The sequence below is a fragment of the Ezakiella coagulans genome (assembly GCF_003096635.1).
Lineage (GTDB): Bacteria > Bacillota > Clostridia > Tissierellales > Peptoniphilaceae > Ezakiella > Ezakiella coagulans.
On record NZ_QEKV01000012.1, the window covers coordinates 23,761 to 44,648 of the forward strand.

The following is a 20,888-nucleotide window of genomic DNA, read 5'->3' on the forward strand; positions in this document are numbered from 1 at the left end:
GAATGCTTCTTTTTTATATGTATCATTGAATTTTATAATAACAATATGATACAATATTATAAAGGAGGGGCGTGTTAAACGCCTTGATGAACTTATGCGAAAGATTTTAAAAAGAAGTTATTCATATTTAAGAGAGCACAGATGGAAGGTTGTTTACGGGGTGATTCTCTCGCTTTTAAACACGGCTTTCGGGATTTTGTCGAGTTATTCTCTGAAGATTTTAATCGACGATGTTTTGATGAAAAACAATGCGGAGTGGTTGTGGCCGCTTGAATTTGTTTTTATGGGCGTTGTGTTTTTCGGTGCGATTTTTATGATTTTGAGTGCGAAGGTTTTTAATACCGTTGCGGCAAAGTGTATGCTGAAAATTAAAGAGAAAACTTTCAAGCATTATCTCAAGATGAATTACGAGGACGCGACGACAATCGACAAGTCCGAGGTCACAAATGTGCTTACATACAGCATTGATTCGCTCGGAGATGTTTTGAGTTCGGGGATTCCGATGATGATTTCGTCGATAATTTCGATTGTGCTCATCGTCGGTGTGATGATTTATATAGATTACAGGCTCACGATTATCTCGATGTTTGTTTATCCACTTCTGATTTTCGTGAACAATATGTTGCAAAAGATTATAAGCAAGGAGCAGGACGTCTATTACGACAGAAGGCAGGATGTTTTGAAGGCGATTGACGACACGGTCAAATGCCGCGACGAGGTTTGGTCGTACAATCTTCTTGAGTCGGTGTCCGATGAATTTATGAAGAAGGCTAGAGCGCTCGAGAAGTCGAGAGTTCGGCTCATGGTCATCGGCGAGTTTCGCTCGCAGGCAAGTTGGGTTCTTATCATGGTGCCGTATCAAGCAATTCTCTACGGCATCGGCGGTATGTGGATGATAAAGACGGGAAATCCGACGCTTGGAACGCTCATGGTGTTTTCAAATTTTACAAACTATCTCATAAATCCGATTATGCGCCTTGTGAACATTTCGACCGACATCAGCCAAGCGGGTGTCAGTTTTGAAAAACTCGATGCATTCACCGACAGAAAAGAGCAAAAGAGCGATTTCGATTATGCGAGCGACAGTCTTGCGAGCGCCAGAAACCTCAGTTTCAAATACAAAAACACCGACAGAAATATTTTGTCAAATTTAGATTTTGACATAGGTCTTGGAAAGACGACAGTGCTTTGGGGCGAGAGCGGATCGGGGGACAGTGATATAATGATGACAGATACAATAAATCCATTAAAATCAAAGTTTAAAGGCTTCCACAAAACTTTTAAACAAGACGATTTAGGATTAAGTCTGTCATCTTTTTTATTAAATTAACAAAAAAGAAAAGAAAACATAAGTAATAAGGATTGAAGAGAATATGATAATATTTAGAGTTTTTTTCAAAATCATATTGTTTCCTATTAGGATAGCGTTAAGTATCATAATTCTATTTTTAACGTTTGTATTAGGACTCAGCACAATATTTTTCAAACTGATTTCATTTATCGCTATTATGGGATTTTTAGGATCTGTTTATCATGGAGAAAAAGCACTTGCTATAGATGCGTTTATACTAGCATATCTTTTTAGTCCTTATGGTTTACCAGTGCTAGGATATTTTATTATAGAAGTGATAGAAGGGGTGAATGAAAGAATAAAAGTAATTTAAATATAAAAATAAATAGATTAAAACGATGAAAAAGAGATAGCAAAATCAAAGCTATCTCTTTTTATATGAAAAGAAAGGGGGTTATGATGAAAGAAATAGTTAAATTTGAATACTATTATGGCAATGAATCAGAACAATATTCATTTTTTAGGATTCCCAAAACTTTATTCACCGACTTAAATTTTAAAAAACTATCCGTAGAAGCAAAAATTCTTTATGGAATTCTACTCGATAGAATGAGCTTGTCAATTAAGAATAAATGGTTAGATGAAGAAAACAAGGTATACATTATCTATACCATAGAAGAAATTATGGAAGTATTAAATTGGGGGAGAAATAAATCGGTCAAAGTAATGAAAGAAATTGAAGAGATAGGATTATTAGAAAAAAAGAGGTTAGGACTTGGAAAGCCAAATTTACTCTATGTAAAGAACTTTATTTACACAGAAAATAATAAAACTACAGAAGTTTCAAAAGCAAACCTCAAGAAGTTTAAAAAACAAACTTCAGGAAGTTTAGAAAACAAACCTCAAGAAGTTTCAAAAGAGGACTCTAATAATACTAATATTAATAATACTGAAACTAATAATACTGATTTTAATAATACCACCCCCATATCCCCCTTAGAAAAGCTAGGAGAAAAATCAAAAAAAACTTTGGAGGAGGAAGAATTAAAAGAAACTATAAAAAAGAATATATCTTATGAAATCTTTGAAAAAGTAAGAATAGAAGAAAAGAAGCAAGTAGATGTAATGATAAATGTACTTGTAAAAGCCTTAACTAGCTTTACAAACATTAAAATAGGAGGGAGGCATATATCCAATGAAAATTTTAAAGAAAAATTTCTAAGTCTTAACTATAAACACATAGACTATGTTTTGAAATACCTAAGAGAAAATGCTCCAAAGGATATTAGAAACATTAATGCTTATCTACTGACTCTCTTATACAATGCAGATGAAAATATTAGAAACATAGAAGTCATAAAGAGAGAAGATCAGAAAAGAGAAAACTATGACTATAGTAACGATGAGGATATATGGAGAGAAATTTTAAATACTTGATAGGAGAGGAGCATATGGAATTAATAAAAGAAATCCTAGAACAGAAAATAAAAAATGCAGAAACAAATAGTCCATCAAAAGATGAAGAAAATAGGAGTTATATAGATCAAGAAACAGGATTAAAATATTGTGCAAAATGTAAAACACCAATTGAAAAAGAAATAGACTTCTTTGGAGAAATAAAAAAAGTTGGTATTTTATGTCAATGTAAAAAAGAAAGACAAAAATTAGAGGAAGAAAAAAGAAAAGAAAATAAAAGGCTTTTAAAAATTGAACACTTAAAAAAAGAGTGTTTTTCTGATCCTATCTTATTAAATTGGAATTTTAAAAATATGGACAAAGATAGTGAGCATGAAAAAGTAGCAAAAAATTATGTGGAAAAATTTGATGAAATATATGAAAATAATATAGGATTAATTCTCATAGGGAATGTGGGATGTGGAAAAACATATCTTGCAAGTGCTATAGCAAATGCTTTACTAGAAAAAGAAATATCAGTCAAAATGACAAATTTTTCAGTAATTTTAAATGATATGACTAACTTTGAGATTGATAAGAGTAAGTATATAGATAACCTAAATCATAAGAAACTATTAATTATTGATGATTTTGGAATGGAAAGAGATACAGATTTTGCAGCTGAGCATATCTTTAACATAATAGATAGTAGATATAGAAGTGGGAAACCTCTAATTATAACAACAAACTTAAATATATCAGCTTTAACTAATCCTGAAACTATAAAAGATAAAAGAATTTACTCAAGGATACTTGAAATATGCAGTCCCATTATATTTACAGGAGAAAATAGAAGAATAGAAAAAATGAAGGAGAAATCAAAATTAGCCTATGAAATATTAAAAAAAGAATGAAAGTAGGTGAGTGAATGCAAAATGATGATATAAATAGCAGAACAATAGCCATAGTAAAAAAAGCGGGGATAGTTACAGCCAAGCAAGTTATAAATTTGATGAAGAAAATATTAGAAATAAATAAACATAAAGCGCAGACAGAACAGTCAAGACCCTTAGAAAAATTTAAAAAAGTAAAAGTAAAAGATCTTGTAAAAAAAGGTAAAGTAGAAACCTTAGAATTAAATGACATAGACTTAAAAGCATTGAAAAAAGAATTAAAAAGATATGGGGTGAAATTTTCCATAAAGAAAGATTTAGAAAATGGAAACAACATTATCTTTTTTCAAGCAAAAGATATAAAAGTGATGGAACAAGCTTTTAAAAAGACAGTCCAGAAATTTACTAAAGATAAGTCAAGAAAAAGAAAATCTGTAATAGAAAGGCTTAATAACTTCAAGGATAAAGTCAAAGATACTATTGACAGAGATAAGGTTAAACATAAGCATCAGGAACAAAGTTTATAATAAAAGCACTTAGATATATAATATATATGATGAGAAGGCATGAATAGCTTTATTGTTGAATACTATGAAAAAGAAGATGGAATCATCCAGTAGAAGAATTTCTCTTATCTATAGATAAAAAATGAGAACAGAAGCATTAGGGAAAAAACTAAAAAATACCTTTGAAAGTAAAATATAAGTATAATGGTGGTTTAAAATGACAAATAAAAGAATATGTCCCATATGTAACTCAAAGATGAAGCAACAGTTTATAGGTCTATTACATTGCAAGTGTGGTATAAGCTATCATAGAGATTTAGGATATTTTAAAAGAAATGAGAATATGATTTTTGTCTTGGAAAGAAAAAAGATAGGTAAAAAAATAAAACAAGTTCCAGTAATAATATATAAAAAAGATAAATAAGATACTAATGGGTAGAGAAATCTACTCTTTTTTATGGAGAGGAAGTGATTAATTCGAAAATACTAAATGAAATAATAAAAGATATAAAAAATGTTTTTAAGATAAGAGATAAGAAGAAATTTGTATTAGAAAATCTTCCTTACCTCTTATTTTTTTATATAGGAAATATCTTTGCAAGCCATGTCAACTCTTATGTAGGAGGAGATATAATAGATAGAATTCTAGTAGCTTTTAGTCAAATAGATACTTTAAAATATATTCCATCATTAAAAATAAAAAATCTGATACCCGGTCTAATTCTATCAGTAGTTATTAAGTTAATCCTTATACAGAAAAAGAAAAAAGCAAAAAAGTTTAGAGAGGGCAGAGAATATGGATCGGCAAGATGGGTTGCATAATATTAACTGTAAAGGAGTGATATATAGACACAAAAAAGGAGGATAAAGCAATGATGGAATATGCAACCAAAATCACTGCGCTGTACTCCCGCCTTTCAGTTGGTGATGAGGATAGGGACGGGGGAGAAAGCAACAGTATTGTAAACCAAAAGGCATTTTTAGAGAGATACGCAAGACAGCACAAGCTGATGAATATCCGTCACTATATCGACGATGATGAAAGCGGTAGGTTCTTTGACCGCTCCGCCTATACACAGATGATAAGCGATGTGGAAAACGGCAAAATCGGTATTGTCATCATGAAAGATATGACAAGATGGGGAAGAGATTATCTTCAAGTAGGAAATGCAATGGAGATATTCAGACGAAACAATGTACGCTTTATTGCAATCAACAACGGTATTGACAGCAAAGACCAAAATACATTGGAATTTGCCCCCTTTATCAATATTATGTCCGAATGGTATGCAAGAGACATCAGTAAGAAAGTAACAACAGGCATTAAGACCAAAGGAGCAAGCGGAAAGCCTGTTGCAACAGAAGCCCCATACGGCTATATAAAAGACTCAAACAACAAAGATTATTGGATCGTCGATAAAGAAGCTGCCAAAGTCGTAAAACTCATTTTTACGCTCTTTATGGAGGGGAAAAACCGCAATCAGATAGCCGTTTACTTGAAAGAAAAAGAAATACTAACCCCAACCTTTTATATGAAACAGCAAGACAGAGGAACAGCGAAAAATAAAAAGCTGAATGAAGAAAACCGCTATAACTGGAACAAAGCAACCCTAACACGCATACTGAAAAGGCAGGAGTATTGTGGCGATGTAGTCAACTTCAAAACTGAAAAGCATTATAAAGATAAGCGAAACCATTATGTAGATAAAGACAAGTGGCAAATAATCCCTGATGTACACGAACCAATCATAGATAGAATTACCTTTGAAAATGTACAAAGGATATTAAAAAACGCACCTGTAAAAAGACCAAACGGAGACGGAGAAATCCACGCACTATCGGGACTGATGTATTGCAAAGATTGCGGTACAAAAATGCACATACGCACCATACACAAAAGCGGAAAAGTACAGCATGTAACCTATTGTAGTGAATACGCTAAAGGTAAAGCCAAACACCCGAAATGTAATTCTCCCCACCGTATTGATGTCGATGATGTGATGGAAAATCTCACAGAGGTCTTGCGAAAGATAGCACAGTATTCATTAGCAAATAAAGAAGAATTTGAGGTATTGGTAAAAAGCAGTCTTGCCAAAGAACAGACAGAAGAAATCAAGAAACAGCAAAATCGTATCCCTCAAATCACAGACAGAATGGAACAGATAGAAAGAGTGATGAATAAGCTGTATGAGGACAATGCACTGGGAAATATCGAGGTAAAACGCTATGAATTACTATCAAGGAAGTATGCAGAAGAATATTACACTTTGAAAGCGGAACAGGAAGAAATAGAGGAACGCTTATCTGAATTTGAAAATGCTAATCAAAGAGCAAAGAACTTTATCAATCTTGCAGAAAGCTACTCAGATTTTGAAGAACTTACCCCTACCGCCATCAATGAATTTATCAGTAAAATTGTAGTGCATGAGCGAGATGTCAAAAGAGCAAAATATGCCGTTCAGAGAATAGAAGTGTATTTCAACTATATCGGAAAATTTGAAAATGAACTCACAAAAGAAATAGAGCCGACAGAACAGGAAATGATACAGATGAGAGAAGAAATCGAAGAAGCTAAGAAAGAAAAATCAAGAGCATATCATAGGGCATATTCCAAAGAATACCGAGCTAAAAATCTTGAAAAGTTTAGAGAATACGAACGAATAAAAGCACGAGAATATAGAGCAAGAAAGAAGCTACAAGCAACAACCTAAAATCAAGACCTAAAAATAAATATCAACCAATACGAAAAGAGGTTTCCTAAATCACAGGAAATCTTTTTTTGTGCAAGTCGAAAGGAGGATTGAATGACAGAAAAACAAGAAGTACAGAACGATGAAATACAGACAGTAAAAGAACAGACCATACCCCAAAAACCTAACAATATCATGATAAAAAAGATTAGAGGAAAAACTTTTGTAACAGAGATATATTTTGACCCAAACAGTAAGGATACATTTCAAGATAAGCTGTTAAAGGTAGTGAAATCGGAACGGAAAGAATAGACAAAATAAGAGCAGTAAATCAAATCGGTTTGCTGTTTTTTCTTTGCTCAAAAATAGAAAGAGAGGAAAACAGAAAATGAAAAATATAGATGAAAAAATTTTAATGGCAGAAGAAGAAATTAAGCAGTTACAAAACAAAAGAAAAAAGCTCATCAGTCAGCAGAAACAGGAAGAAAGAAAAAAGAGAGATAAAAGGATATATGAAAAAGGAGCAGTCTTTGAAAGTATCTTTACCGAAAGCAAGGGTTTTACCAAAGATGAATTCTATCAGCTAATCACATTCCCAAATATCAAAGAGTTAGTCAATCAAAAAATCCTAAAAATCATAGAGAAGCGAGAACAAAGCGAAAACAAAATTATAGAAACACAAGAGGAAGAAATGAACACAGAGGAATAGTCCCTTGTTTACAAGGGCGCACTTATACACCCTAAAGGGTGTGTGCGTTCTCCGAAGGCTCTTAGCAGAGGGCATATCAGCTAACGCTGATACAGGGGAGCTACACTCCCCTACGGAAATAAATTTCCTACCCCTTGTGTACTTCCCAAAAGAAATCGGATAAAAGCTATCCGATTTTTTTAGGAAGTCTTATCTATCGCCACCATATCCATATAAGAAAAAAAAAGGAGGTTTTTAGCTATGGCGATATACCATCTTTGCATAAAGATTATCTCAAGAGGAAAAGGCAAAAGTGCGGTAGCAGCTTCCGCCTATCGAAGTGGCGAAAAGATAAAAAATGAATATGACGGCATAGTCCATGACTTTACAAGAAAAGGCGGAATAGCCCATACAGAAATCCTATTACCACAAAATGCACCACAGGAATTTTCAGATAGAGGAACATTATGGAACAGTGTAGAAAAAATAGAAAAAAGTAAAAATTCACAGCTTGCAAGAGAAATAGAAATTGCATTGCCTAAAGAATTAGACAGAGAAAAACAGATTGAGCTTGTAAGAGAGTATGTAAAAGAAAATTTTGTAAAAGTCGGTATGTGTGCTGACATTGCATTGCACGATAAAAATGAGGGAAACCCACATGCTCATATCTTACTTACTATGCGACCGTTCAACGAAGATAAGACATGGGGAGCAAAATCAAAAAAAGAATATATCCTTGATGAAAACGGAGAAAAAGTAAAACTCAAAAGTGGAAATTACAAAACCAAAAAAATCAATACAGTCGATTGGAATGAGCAAGAAAAAGCGGAAGAGTGGCGAAAAGCATGGGCAGATATTACCAACAAATATTTGGAAGAAAACAACATACAGGAAAAAGTCGATCACCGTTCTTATCAAAGACAAGGCATAGAACAAATACCGACCATTCATTTAGGAATATCGGCAAGTCAAATGGAGAAAAAAGGTATTGTTACCAACAGAGGAAATATCAACAGAGAAATCAGACATCAAAACATGATTTTAAGAGAAATTTCAAGACGAATAAAAGCCTTAATGAGATGGATAAGAAGTTTAACAACAAACAAGAACAAAGATAATCTAATAGAGAACCAAGAGGATATATCTTTACAATCCACCACCCCACTAAAACAAAATGATTTAACAGATATACTCTCTAATCTCATAAAAGAAAATGCAGATAATAGTAATATAAACTTAGAAAAATATATTGAAAGCTATCAATTTCTTAAAGAGAAAAATATTACATCAATACCCGAATTGAAAGAATGTATATCAGCATTAAGAGATAAGAACTACAAGACTACAAGAGCTATCAAAGATACCGAAAAGAAAACCAATGACAAAGTAGAGCTTATAGACCAATCAGAAAAGTATTTGAAACATAGAGACACATACAAAACCTATGTCAAGTTGAAGAAAAGCAAGCAAGAAGATTTTTATAACGAACATACAGCAGAAATTATTTTATTTGAGAGTGCAAGAAAATATCTAAAAGAGCATTTAGGAGAAAGTAAGACATTAGCTATATCCAAGTGGAAGTTAGAAGCAACAGCATTGAAGAAAGAAAAAGACACCCTATATTCTCAAATCTTAGATATGAGAAAAGAGGTTGAACAAGCTGAAAGTGTTAGAAACTGTATAGAGAAATTACTACAAGGAAATAGAGAACTAACACAGGTAAAGAGGAACGAGTTAGACCTATAAAACTAATTGGAAATATGGTATAATAATAAACAAATACAATTTTGATTTAAGGAGATGAACATTGTGCATGATTTGAAAATAAAAGGTATCATTGAATTTTTAATTAAGGCAAAAAAAGCAACTTATGCTGGCGATGGAAATACAACCAATTCATCAAGACCGTGTTCACATGATTTAAAGTATTTTGAAGATAATTTTGAATACTATGATTCTTATTTTGGAACAGATCCGTTCATTGGAGAGGAGGCTCTTTGGTCAAACGGAGAAATAATTTGGTCGATGAACTATGCAGGTCGAAAACTTGACAAAGAATTTGAGTACGGATTTTTAAAAGAAGCATTGCTTTTGGTTAATAGTGAAAATCCGTTTAGAGGACCTGATGAATATTCTAATGGTGATTATAAATATATGTGTGAAACGATAGGGGATTTTGAATGGTTTCAAGGATATGAATCAATAACTTTTCAAGGGAAATTAGTCTATGAGTGCTATTATCATGGAGGGATAGTTCGATAAATTTCGGTTTTAGGAGGTGGAAGTTTGGAATTTTATAAAGCGTTAGTTGGAGAAAAAAAGCAAAAGAAAAATATATTCAGCGATTTGATTGGGGAGTGGGATATTGAATGGGTTGATGGAAAAGGTACTGAAAAGGAAAGACATGTAATTGGAGAATGGATATTTTCAGAGATACTAAATGGTGATGGAATACAAGATATTTTTATTTGTCCATCAAGGGAAGAACGAGTATCCAATCCTCAGCCTGACGCAGAGTATGGTACAACAATAAGAATGTACAATCCTAACAAACAAAAATGGGATATTTGCTATACTTGTTTAGGTAAAATGGTATATTTAGAAGCTGAAAAAGTAGAAGATAAAATTGTACTTACAAATATAAGCAATGATAAAGGCATAAATTTATGGGTCTTTGATGATATTTCTCCTTCAAAATTCCATTGGGAAAATAAAACATCTTTTGATAATGGAAAAACTTGGATAACAAATGGAGAAGTATTTGCTAAAAGAAGATAATTATAGATAATGGTTTGTATCATGATTGATAACTTAATAAAACCGATACAGGAACAGTAAATCAAAAAAGGTTTACTGTTTTTCTTTCCCTAAAAGTTAAATTTCCATACAGGACAAGCGTCCATAAATATAAAAAGGTACTTGACAAAACGCTCTCTGGGGAAATGAAAAAGATATTGAGCCATACATTGACAAGAAGTTTGAAAACAATGTGCTATTAACTCAAACTGAAAGACTTACCATGAACAATAGACCTAAAAATCCAAAATATGCGAGAAATAAAAATGTATTGGTAATTGGAGGTTCTGGTAGTGGTAAAACAAGGTTTTTTGTAAAGCCAAATCTCATGCAAATGCACTCTTCATATGTAGTAACCGATCCAAAAGGAACATTAGTCTTGGAATGTGGGAAAATGTTGGAAAGAAATGGATATGAGATAAAAATACTAAACACAATAAACTTTAAAAAATCCATGAGATATAATCCCTTTGCATACTTGAAAAGTGAAAAAGATATTTTGAAATTAGTACAAACAATAATTGCAAATACTAAGGGAGAAGGAGAAAAATCAACTGAGGATTTTTGGGTGAAAGCTGAAAAACTCTATTACACAGCACTTATAGGATATATCTGGTATGAAGCTCCTAAAGAAGAACAGAACTTTACAACTTTACTTGCTATGATAGATGCAAGTGAGGTAAGAGAAGAAGATGAAAATTTTAAAAATGCAGTAGACTATATGTTTGAAGCATTAGAAAAAGAAAAGCCAAATCATTTTGCAGTAAAACAATATAAGAAATACAAACTAGCAGCAGGAGTAATAGAATTAAGGAGAACACTTAATCACTATTTTAGTGAAATATGTACTTCTTAATTCTTTTTTTATTGAAAAATTAAGAGAAAGGGGGTAAAAATGAGGAATTTTGAAAAGATAACAGCACTCTATGAGAGATTAAGTCGTGATGATGAACTGCAAGGAGAAAGTAACTCTATCATCAATCAGAAAAAAATATTGGAAGAATACGCAAGCAAAAATAACCTGTCAAACATTATTCACTTTACAGATGACGGAATCAGCGGAACACAGTTTGACAGACCGGGATTTATGGCAATGATGAACGGAGTCAATCAAGGAAATATTGGTTGTATCATTGTAAAAGATATGAGCAGACTTGGCAGAGATTATCTCAAAGTCGGTCAATGTATGGAGATACTAAGACAAAAGGGAGTAAGACTAATCGCTATCAATGATAATGTAGATAGTTTTTACAGAGAAGATGATTTTACTCCCTTTAGAAATATCATGAATGAATGGTATGCAAGAGATACATCAAGAAAAATACAATCTACATTCAGGTCAAAAGGAGAAAGCGGTAAGCATACGGCAAGCTCTCCGCCCTATGGCTATATCAAAGATGAAAAAGATAAAGATAAGTGGATTGTAGATGAAAAAGCAGCGGAGATAGTAAGGCGAATATTTAATCTGACCATGCAAGGAAATGGTCCGTATCGAATAGCAAAGATATTAGAAGCGGAAAAAATAGATATACCTGCCTATCATCAACAGAAATTAGGATATGGATTACATCAAAGCAAAGTGTTTGAATATCCTTATCGTTGGTGTAGCTCCACAATTGCAAGTATCTTAAAGAAAAAAGAATACTTAGGGCATACTGTAAACTTCAAAACAAGAAAGCATTTCAAGGATAAGAAAAGCAAATATGTATCTGAAGATAATTGGCTGATATTTGAAAATACCCATGAAGCAATCATAGACCAAGAAACCTTTGATAATGTACAAAGAATACGAGGAAATGTAAAAAGGTATCCTGACGGTTGGGGCGAATATCACCCACTCACAGGACTGATGTATTGTGCAGATTGTGGAAGCAAGATGTATGTTCATAGAACAAGCAATTATAAGAATATTCCCTATTACACTTGCAGTGCCTATACCAAAACACCTTGTGGAACACTTTGCCCATCAGCACACAGAATAAAAGCAGAAGCAGTTTCAAATCTAATACAAGAAACACTGAAAGACATTAAAAAATACCTTGATGAAGATAATGAAGCCTTTATCCGTTCCATTCAAAATGAAATGGAAGAAAAGGAAAAAATAGAGATAGAAAAGAAACGCACAAGGCTTATTGACAGCAAAGGAAGATTACAGGAATTAGAAAGACTGATGTGTCGTATCTATGAAGATATGATCCTTGAAAAAATTCCAAATAGCAGATATGAAATACTAAATAACCAATATGAAACGGATCAGATAACTTTAAGTAAAGAAATTAAGGATTTGGAGCAGCAGGTATCAAGATATGAAAAAGAAACAGACAGAGCTAAAAAATTTATATCTCTTATCAGTCGTTATGAAAACTTTGATGAACTTACAACCACAATGATAAATGAGTTTGTAGAAAAGATTGTCGTACATGAAAGAGATAGAAAAGGAAGTCAGACATCAAAGCAAAAGATAGAAATTTACTTTAATTTCATAGGCAATTATGAACTGCCACAGGCGGAGTTAAGTGATGAAGAAAAACAAAAACTTGAGGAAGAAGAAAGAAAAATAAAGAAAAGAAAAGACAAGCTACATCAAAATTACCTGAAACGAAAAGCAAGCGGAAAACAGAAAGAGTATGAAGATAAATATAAGGCAAGGAGAGAACAGAAGAAACAGGAGAAAATAAAGGTTTTGAAAAGAGTGGGGATACCGGTGAGTGAGTATATAAAAACAAATATTTAAACCTATCTTGACAAATATTGAATTTTGATTTATTATTAAATATATATTCAGTATTGGAATAGAAAGAGGTGTGCTATGGCACAAGTATTAAAAGAAGAAGTTAGAAATAGAATACTCGAAGCAGCAGAAAAAGTATTTTATAAAAAGGATTATAGAGGTGCCAAATTAACAGAAATTGCAAAAGAAGCAGATATTCCTGTGGCACTCATTTATACCTATTTCAAAAATAAGGAAGTTTTGTTTGATGCAGTAGTAAGTTCTGTTTATATAAACTTCGAGTCAGCTTTTAATGAGGAAGAATCTTTGGAAAAAGGTTCTGCTTCTGAAAGGTTTGATGAGGTTGGAGAAAATTATATTCATGAACTTTTAAAAGATCGTAAGAAGTTAATTATTTTAATGGATAAAAGCTCAGGGACAAAGCATACAGAAGCAAAACAAAAACTCATATCACAAATGCAGGTTCATATTGAAGTAAGTTTAAAAAGACAATCGAAACAGGAATATGATCCAATGCTTGCCCATATTTTAGCCAGTAACTTTACAGAGGGACTTCTTGAAATAGCAAGGCATTATCAAAGTGAAAAGTGGGCAAAAGATATGCTAAAACTTATTGCAAGGTGTTATTACAAGGGAGTGGAATCCCTATAATCAGCACAAAAAAATAGACTTTGCGTAATCAGCAAAGTCTTACTTTAAACCTTAATACTGAATTAAAATTCAATATTATTCAATTTTGAAAGGAGAGTTGTTCATGCCGGAAAAAGAATTAAGAAAAAAAGTGATTGGGAAAAACGGTTTATCCAATTCACTTCTTGCTTTAAAAATAGTATTTGATTTGATACCACAAATCTTACTCGTATATTTGATTAGTTCTTTAATTACAAACAATATTAACGAAGGTAATTTAAAGTATATATTTTTGGGAATCTTTATATCGTTTGTATTAAAAGGAGTGTTTTATTATTTTGCAACAAAGGTTGCCCATGAGAAAGCATACGAAAAATTAACAGAACTTAGGTTAGATATTATCGGTCATCTGAAAAAACTAAGTTTGGGATTCTTTAAAGAACATAATACAGGAGAGCTTACCAACATTGTCCAACATGATGTAGAACAAGTGGAAGTATATCTTGCTCATGGTCTCCCTGAAATAATGTCAGTTACACTTCTGCCTACCATTATTTTTGTAGCTATGATTTTTGTGGATTGGCGTCTTGCTCTTGGGATGATTGCCGGAGTTCCACTCATGTATTTGGTAAAAGTTCTTTCACAGAAAACAATGGATAAAAACTTTGCGATTTACTTCAATCATGAAAACAGAATGAGAGAAGAGCTAATGGAATATGTAAAAAATATTTCTGTGATTAAGGCTTTTGCTAAAGAAGAGGAAATTAGTGAAAGAACATTAAAAACGGCAAGAGAATATATTTACTGGGTTAAAAAGAGCATGGGGATGGTTACAATTCCAATGGGACTCATTGACATATTTATGGAAATTGGAGTGGTTATTGTCATGATTTTGGGAAGCATATTTCTTTATCATGGAAATATTACAACGCCTAATTTTATCCTTGCCATTATTTTATCGTCTGCTTTTACTGCTTCTATAAGTAAGACAGCTACATTGCAACATTTTTCTATTGTGTTTAAGGAAGCGTTAAAGGCGATAGGGAAAGTATTAACAGTTCCACTTCCAAACAAAAAGACAGAACAAGGTTTAGAATTTGGAAACATAGAATTTAAAGATGTGAATTTTGCATACGGAAAAGATAGCTTTGAGCTTAAAAATATCAATTTGAATTTTAAGAAAAATAGTTTGAACGCCTTTGTAGGAGCAAGCGGTTGTGGAAAGAGTACGGTATCTAATTTGCTTATGGGATTTTGGGATGCAGATGAAGGACAAATACTGATAAATGGAAAAGATATAAAAGAATATAGTCAAGAAAATATCTCAATGCTGATTGGTAGTGTGCAACAAGAAGTTATCCTTTTTGACTTAAGTATTTTTGAAAATATAGCAATTGGAAAACTAAATGCAACAAAAGAAGAAGTCATAGAAGCTGCTAAAAAAGCAAGATGCCATAATTTTATTTCAGCATTGCCAAATGGATATGAAACACGAGTAGGTGAAATGGGAGTTAAGTTATCCGGTGGAGAAAAACAAAGAATCTCTATAGCAAGAATGATACTGAAAAATGCACCGATTTTAATATTAGATGAAGCAATGGCGGCTGTTGATAGTGAAAATGAAAGACTTATCGGCGAAGCAATTGACGATTTAAGCAAGGATAAAACCATCATTACAATTGCTCATCATCTAAATACGATTAGAGATTCAGACCAAATTATTGTTATGGATAAGGGTCTTGTTCTTGATGCAGGAAGCCATGAAGAGCTGATGAAAAGATGTGATTTTTATAAGGATATGGTTGAAGCACAGAACAAGGTAGATAGATGGAATTTGAAAGAGGTGGTAACAGAAAATGTTTAGAGAAATGTTAAAACTACTTACAAAAACTGGCAAGAGAGATTTGATTATATCGAGTGTATTCTTTGCCCTTTATGGACTAAGCTCCATAGCTATGATTGTGATCGTATTTTCTATACTGTTCCAAATATTCGATGGAACGAGCTTAGCAAGTCTATATAAATATTTTATTGCGATTGGATTACTTGTAGTCTTCAAAGGTATTTGTAATATGGTTGCAGATATGAAAAAGCATAGTGCAGGTTTTGATATTGTTCAGCAAATCAGAGAACGCATGATTATCAAATTAAAAAAATTCAGCTTAGGATTTTATACCAACGAAAGACTGGGCGAGATCAATACAATTTTACACAAAGATGTTGATAATATGTCCCTTGTTGTAGGACACATGTGGTCAAGAATGTTTGGTGATTTTTTGATAGGTGCAGTCGTATTTGTTGGTCTTGCAAGTATTGATTTCAAACTTGCTATTATTATGGCTGTATCTGTTCCGATTGCACTTATCTTTCTATATCTGACAATTAAGCAATCTGAAAAAATAGAAAATCAGAACAACTCAGCACTTCTTGATATGGTTAGCTTATTTGTTGAATATGTTAGAGGAATACCTGTACTAAAGAGTTTTTCAAACAATAAGAGCTTAGATAATGAGCTTATGAACAAAACGAAAAAGTTCGGAGAAACAAGTAAAGCAGCTTCAAGATTCAAGGCAAAACAGTTATCTATATTTGGTTTTTTACTGGATATTGGATATTTAGTTCTTTTAATTGCAGGAGCAATACTTGTTATAAAGGGAAATCTCGATGTGCTTAATTTTATTATCTTTGCGGTAATTTCAAAAGAGTTTTATAAGCCGTTCGCTTCTATGGAACAACACTATATGTACTATGTTTCGGCGGTAGATAGTTACGAAAGACTTTCAAGAATTTTATATGCAGATGTAATCCCGGATAAAGTGAATGGAATTGTTCCGAAAGATAATGATATAGCTTTTGAAAACATAGATTTTTCCTATGAAAAAGATGAATTTAAAATGGAAAAATTGAGTTTTTCTATTGCTGAAAAAACAATGACAGCCTTAGTTGGAGAATCAGGTAGTGGAAAGACTACTATAACAAACTTACTTCTAAGATTTTATGATGTGCATAAAGGGAAAATTACACTCGGAGGAACTGATATAAGGGATATTCCTTATGATGAGCTTTTGGATCGTATCAGTATTGTCATGCAAAATGTTCAACTATTCGATAACACGATTGAAGAAAATATTAGAGTAGGTAAAAAAGGAGCTACAAAAGAGGAAATCATTAAAGCTGCAAAGAAGGCAAGGATACATGATTTCATTATGAGCTTACCAAAAGGTTATGAAACTGATATTGGCGAAAATGGAGGAATTTTATCAGGTGGACAAAGACAAAGAATATCTATTGCAAGAGCTTTTCTAAAAGATGCACCGATTTTAATTCTTGATGAAATGACAAGTAATGTTGATCCTGTAAACGAATCTTTGATACAGGATGCTATTACAGAACTTGCAAAGAATAGAACTGTACTTGTAGTGGCTCATCATTTAAAAACAATTCAAAAAGCTGACCAAATTCTCGTATTTCAAAAAGGAAATTTACTTGAAAAAGGAAAGCATGGCGAACTTCTTGCAAAAAATGGTTACTACACAAAATTATGGAAAGCTCAGTATGAGGTATAACCATGATTTTGCTAAAAAATGTTTATTATGAATGGGAAGATGGACGAACTGCTTTAAAAAATGTCAATCTTGAAATTAGAAAAGGTGAATTTGTTTTAATTTCAGGGAAAAGTGGAAGTGGTAAAAGTACTCTTGGAAGTGTGATGAATGGTCTTATTCCACATTATTACAAAGGCAAAATGAAAGGGGAAGCCTTTGCGTCCGGAAAAGATATAAGCAAATTATCGCTTCATGAAATAGGGCATATTGTAGGGACTGTATTTCAAGATCCAAGAAGTCAATTTTTTACGACAACGACAGATGAAGAAATAGCTTTTGGGCTTCAAACCATTTGCAAATCAAGAGATGAAATAAAACAGAGAGTAGAAGAAGTATATGCAGAACTGGATATTGAGGAACTGAAAGGAAAATCTGTTTTTGAATTATCAAGCGGACAGAAACAAAAGATAGCTATTGCAAGTATCTATGCGATGAATCCGAAAGTTTTAATTTTAGATGAACCTTCAGCAAATTTGGATATGAAAGCAACATTTGACCTATTTTTAATTTTGGAAAAATTAAAGAAAAAAGGAACAACAGTTGTTCTAATTGAACATCGTTTGTACTATGTAAAATCTTTATTTGACCGTTTTCTTTTGGTGAAAGATGGAGAAATTGCACTGGACTTGAGTCGGGAAGAAGTTATTCATCTTGAAGGGGAGTTTTGGGATGAGAATGGACTAAGAACTCTTGAATTAGAAGAATATAGGATAAGTGAGAAGAAAGACTCATATCAATTAAATGATGAAAGTATAAACGGAAAAGGCTTGAGATTTTGCTATCCGAATGTAGCTAAGGATGGAAAGAAGCAAAAACAGTACATTTTAAATCATCTTGATTTTAATATGGAGTGCGGAATAGCCATTGGTCTTATCGGCTTAAATGGTACCGGAAAAACTACCTTTGCAAGAGTGATTTCAGGACTTGAGAAGATAAAAGAGGGGAAGATATGGACGGGGAAAGATAATTCGCTTAATCATAAAGATTTAATGGATATGTCATATTTTGTCTTTCAAGATTCAGACTATCAGTTGTTTTCGGAAAGTGTACTTGATGAAATGCTGCTTGGTATTTCAAGTAAAGATAAAAAAGAAAATACTCAAAAGGCAAAGTCTATTTTGAATGTACTTGGCTTAGATAAATACATTGATAAGCATCCGTTTGCTTTATCAAGAGGAGAAAAACAAAGACTCACAATAGCTTGTGGAATGATGAAACAGGCAAAAGTTTTTATCTATGATGAACCAACATCAGGTTGTGATAAAGACTCAATGCTTTCAGTGGCAAAATTAATTGAAGAACAATTAAAAAATGGAACAACAGTTTTGGTGATAAGTCATGATTTTGAGTTTTTAGCGAACACAGTGAGTAAGCTCTGGGTAATGGGAGATGGAAAAATAGAAAGTGTTTTGAATATGAGTGAAAGTAATAAAATTCTCATATTGGACAAGATGAGAGGAGGTAGATAACTTGATGGATAGAAAAACAGTCGATCCGAGAATAAAACTTACTCTACTTCCAATTGTTGGATTTACGAGCTTTTTTATAAGCGATACAATTCTACTTTTCGGACTGATTCTCTTTGCCTTTTTTCTGTATGTATACAGCAGTATGTGGAAAAGAGCATTACGCTTTATTTTGTTTTTTGTGATTTTATACTGCATAGAGTTATGGCTTGGAAAGTTTTGTGAAGCAAGTATCGTATTTGCAATATATATGTTTATTTACTTTGCATCAAGGATGACCTTAATTGCTATGTTTGGTGGATATATAACAAAGACTACAAGTGTAAGTGAAATGCTTGAAGCATTAAATAGAATGAAAGTACCAAGAAGCATTGGTATACCTTTTAGTGTTTTGCTTAGGTTTGTACCAACTATAAAAATAGAACTCAAGGCATTAAAAGAGAATATGAAGATTCGAGGAATCGTAACAAGTAGATTTTTCCCCTTGCTACATCCAATTAAATATATTGAATATACGCTTGTTCCGCTTTTAATGAGAATGATTAAGATTTCAGATGAACTGTCAGCTTCAGCACTCATTAGAGGACTTGATAGTGATGAGAACAGGGTTACATTAACAAAATTGAGGTTTAGAACAACGGATTTGTTGATTGGACTATTAGGAGCTTTGATGATTGCTCTTGTGATAGTAATACAGAAAATTTATTAGGAGGACTTTTATGAAAAACAAATTAAATGGTCGTGATTTTATTACAATCGGAATCTTTAATGCAATTGGAATTGTCATATACATGGCGGTTGCATTTGCTATGGCAACAACAGTGATTGGAGGATTTATTGCTTCAGGAGTTAGCTTTATGGTAGCTGCTACCGTTTATATCCTTATGGCTTTGAAAGTTAAAAAGAAGGGCGTATTTACAATATCAGGAACGCTTCTTGGTTTAATTGCATTGTCAGGAGGACATTTGCCTCATGCAGTCTTTGCTGTAATCGGTGGAATTATATGTGATTTGATTATAGGAAATTATGAGAGCAAGGGACGAATGATTATTGGATATGGGATATTTGCATTAGCGGATTTTTTAGGGACAGTAATTCCTGTGATTTTATTCGGAACAGCTTCTTTTGTGGAAAGAGCATCAAAATGGAAAATGAGTGAAGCACAAATAAATGAAGCATTATCTTATTTCAAAGTTTCATGGGCAGTAGGCTTTGCCTTGATAACATTTGTTCTTGCTTGCATAGGAGCATTCGTTGCAACAAAGATACTCAAAAAGCATTTTGAAAAAGCAGGAGTGATTTAATAATAAATTTACTTAGGAGGGAAAATAATGGAGGGATAATTATGTCAAAACTTATAGTTTCGGTTTTCACAGAACGATATAATTATCCTTTTTTATTCTTGGAATTGCTTACACATAGCAATAATACTTTACCAGAAACGACCAAATAGAAAATTATATAAAACATTAGTTTTTAAGCCGAGAGGACTTTTTACGCCAAAGTGTAGAAGTCCTCCTTTTTTATTCTCAAAACCAAAACAGAGAACTTAAAAAGGAGGATGACTAAGTGGCAAAGAAAGAATATTACCTTTATGTAAAAGGCAAAGCCGTACCTGTAAGTGAAGAAGTCTACAAAGCCTATTGGAAGATAACAGAGCATGAAAAGTATCTCCAAAGAAAAGATTGGAAGCATAATGTAATACCATTTTCGGCACTGGATCATGATGGACACTTTGTAGATAACATCATAGATGAAAAGATAGACTTAGAAAAAATTGTAGAAGTAAAAATGCGAATTGAAGAACTTCATAAAGCATTAAATACTCTTACAAAAGAAGAACGAGAACTAATGGAAGCCATCTTCTACAAAGAAGAAAGTCTAAGGTCAATCAGCAGAAGAGAGAAAGTTACACATCAAGCAATCAGTGGGAGGAGGGATAGGATTTTAGAAAAACTGAGAAAGATTTTAGAAGATAAAATCTAAAAACTTGGAAAGGTTAAGTGTCAAAAAAGGTGCTTAACCTTTCTTTATGGAAACAAGCAGATACCAAAACGGAGGAATTAAAAATGAAGAAAGAAAAAACATTACAGGAAGTACAGGAACAAATTTCTGAACTTCAGGAAGAAAGAGAAAAGTGCGATGTAAAGCTGAAACAATTACAAAATCAAGGCAAAAAATTAGAAAAACTGGCAAA

20 protein-coding genes and 4 pseudogenes are annotated in these 20,888 nt (G+C 32.7%); all 24 read left to right on the plus strand.

The annotated features are described in order from the left end of the window. Positions 1-94: 94 nt before the first annotated feature. Positions 95-955 (plus strand): annotated as a pseudogene (locus C7381_RS07875) (ABC transporter transmembrane domain-containing protein); the annotation flags it as partial. A gap of 183 nt (positions 956-1,138) precedes the next feature. Then, on the plus strand, positions 1,139-1,330 hold the full coding sequence (locus tag C7381_RS08885; RefSeq protein ID WP_425433155.1) for a hypothetical protein: 192 nt from the start codon (positions 1,139-1,141) through the stop codon (positions 1,328-1,330). Between the two features lie 43 nt (positions 1,331-1,373). Further along, a complete protein-coding gene (locus tag C7381_RS07880; RefSeq protein WP_000583243.1) occupies positions 1,374-1,664 on the plus strand; it encodes a CD1845 family protein in 291 nt (96 codons plus the stop codon). Between the two features lie 86 nt (positions 1,665-1,750). Further along, entirely contained in the window at positions 1,751-2,728 is a 978-nt protein-coding gene (locus tag C7381_RS07885; RefSeq protein ID WP_002838936.1) for a replication initiator protein A, read from the plus strand. A gap of 14 nt (positions 2,729-2,742) precedes the next feature. Further along, the gene (locus C7381_RS07890; RefSeq protein WP_002838954.1) at positions 2,743-3,600 is read left to right on the plus strand and encodes an ATP-binding protein; all 858 of its coding nucleotides are present in this window, start codon (positions 2,743-2,745) and stop codon (positions 3,598-3,600) included. Between the two features lie 14 nt (positions 3,601-3,614). Beyond that, positions 3,615-4,106: a PcfB family protein gene (locus tag C7381_RS07895; RefSeq protein WP_002838927.1), complete on the plus strand. Its 492-nt coding sequence runs from the start codon at positions 3,615-3,617 to the stop codon at positions 4,104-4,106. A 196-nt stretch (positions 4,107-4,302) separates the two neighbouring features. Next, positions 4,303-4,509, plus strand: a complete 207-nt coding sequence (locus C7381_RS07900) for a hypothetical protein (RefSeq protein WP_022620867.1) — start codon at positions 4,303-4,305, stop codon at positions 4,507-4,509. Between the two features lie 44 nt (positions 4,510-4,553). After that, positions 4,554-4,898: pseudogene (locus C7381_RS07905) on the plus strand (VirD4-like conjugal transfer protein, CD1115 family); the annotation flags it as partial. Positions 4,899-4,957: 59 nt separating this feature from the next. After that, positions 4,958-6,796 carry a recombinase family protein gene (locus C7381_RS07910; RefSeq protein WP_008800880.1) on the plus strand — a complete coding sequence of 613 codons (1,839 nt, stop codon included), beginning with the start codon at positions 4,958-4,960 and terminating at the stop codon, positions 6,794-6,796. 93 nt (positions 6,797-6,889) lie between these two features. Next, a complete protein-coding gene (locus tag C7381_RS08735; RefSeq protein WP_008800881.1) occupies positions 6,890-7,087 on the plus strand; it encodes a transposon-encoded TnpW family protein in 198 nt (65 codons plus the stop codon). Positions 7,088-7,163: 76 nt separating this feature from the next. Beyond that, positions 7,164-7,484, plus strand: coding sequence for a DUF3847 domain-containing protein (locus tag C7381_RS07920; protein WP_116480551.1), 321 nt, complete (start codon positions 7,164-7,166; stop codon positions 7,482-7,484). Between the two features lie 240 nt (positions 7,485-7,724). Continuing rightward, the gene (gene mobQ, locus C7381_RS07925) at positions 7,725-9,209 is read left to right on the plus strand and encodes a MobQ family relaxase (protein ID WP_008800883.1); all 1,485 of its coding nucleotides are present in this window, start codon (positions 7,725-7,727) and stop codon (positions 9,207-9,209) included. Positions 9,210-9,263: 54 nt separating this feature from the next. Further along, positions 9,264-9,725: a DUF5680 domain-containing protein gene (locus C7381_RS07930; protein WP_004819996.1), complete on the plus strand. Its 462-nt coding sequence runs from the start codon at positions 9,264-9,266 to the stop codon at positions 9,723-9,725. A 24-nt stretch (positions 9,726-9,749) separates the two neighbouring features. Continuing rightward, entirely contained in the window at positions 9,750-10,241 is a 492-nt protein-coding gene (locus tag C7381_RS07935) for a hypothetical protein (protein ID WP_008800989.1), read from the plus strand. A 148-nt stretch (positions 10,242-10,389) separates the two neighbouring features. Further along, positions 10,390-11,115: pseudogene (locus C7381_RS07940) on the plus strand (VirD4-like conjugal transfer protein, CD1115 family); the annotation flags it as partial. 39 nt (positions 11,116-11,154) lie between these two features. Then, complete coding sequence (locus C7381_RS07945) at positions 11,155-12,993, plus strand: recombinase family protein (RefSeq protein WP_048949726.1); 1,839 nt, start codon at positions 11,155-11,157, stop codon at positions 12,991-12,993. 75 nt (positions 12,994-13,068) lie between these two features. Next, a complete protein-coding gene (locus C7381_RS07950; RefSeq protein ID WP_000079886.1) occupies positions 13,069-13,641 on the plus strand; it encodes a TetR/AcrR family transcriptional regulator in 573 nt (190 codons plus the stop codon). A 103-nt stretch (positions 13,642-13,744) separates the two neighbouring features. Further along, positions 13,745-15,484 (plus strand): ABC transporter ATP-binding protein, encoded by a 1,740-nt coding sequence (locus C7381_RS07955; RefSeq protein WP_116480552.1) that lies wholly within the window; start codon positions 13,745-13,747, stop codon positions 15,482-15,484. Next, positions 15,477-17,186: an ABC transporter ATP-binding protein gene (locus C7381_RS07960; RefSeq protein WP_000488165.1), complete on the plus strand. Its 1,710-nt coding sequence runs from the start codon at positions 15,477-15,479 to the stop codon at positions 17,184-17,186. The genes C7381_RS07955 and C7381_RS07960 overlap by 8 nt, the downstream gene beginning before the upstream one ends. A gap of 2 nt (positions 17,187-17,188) precedes the next feature. Beyond that, positions 17,189-18,694 (plus strand): ABC transporter ATP-binding protein, encoded by a 1,506-nt coding sequence (locus C7381_RS07965; RefSeq protein ID WP_000601969.1) that lies wholly within the window; start codon positions 17,189-17,191, stop codon positions 18,692-18,694. A gap of 1 nt (position 18,695) precedes the next feature. After that, positions 18,696-19,400 (plus strand): energy-coupling factor transporter transmembrane component T, encoded by a 705-nt coding sequence (locus C7381_RS07970; protein ID WP_025194627.1) that lies wholly within the window; start codon positions 18,696-18,698, stop codon positions 19,398-19,400. Positions 19,401-19,410: 10 nt separating this feature from the next. Further along, on the plus strand, positions 19,411-19,995 hold the full coding sequence (locus C7381_RS07975) for an MptD family putative ECF transporter S component (protein ID WP_000791747.1): 585 nt from the start codon (positions 19,411-19,413) through the stop codon (positions 19,993-19,995). Positions 19,996-20,260: 265 nt separating this feature from the next. Beyond that, a complete protein-coding gene (locus tag C7381_RS07980) occupies positions 20,261-20,677 on the plus strand; it encodes a sigma-70 RNA polymerase sigma factor region 4 domain-containing protein (protein WP_001074477.1) in 417 nt (138 codons plus the stop codon). A 29-nt stretch (positions 20,678-20,706) separates the two neighbouring features. After that, positions 20,707-20,888 (plus strand): annotated as a pseudogene (locus C7381_RS08740) (DUF3847 domain-containing protein); the annotation flags it as partial.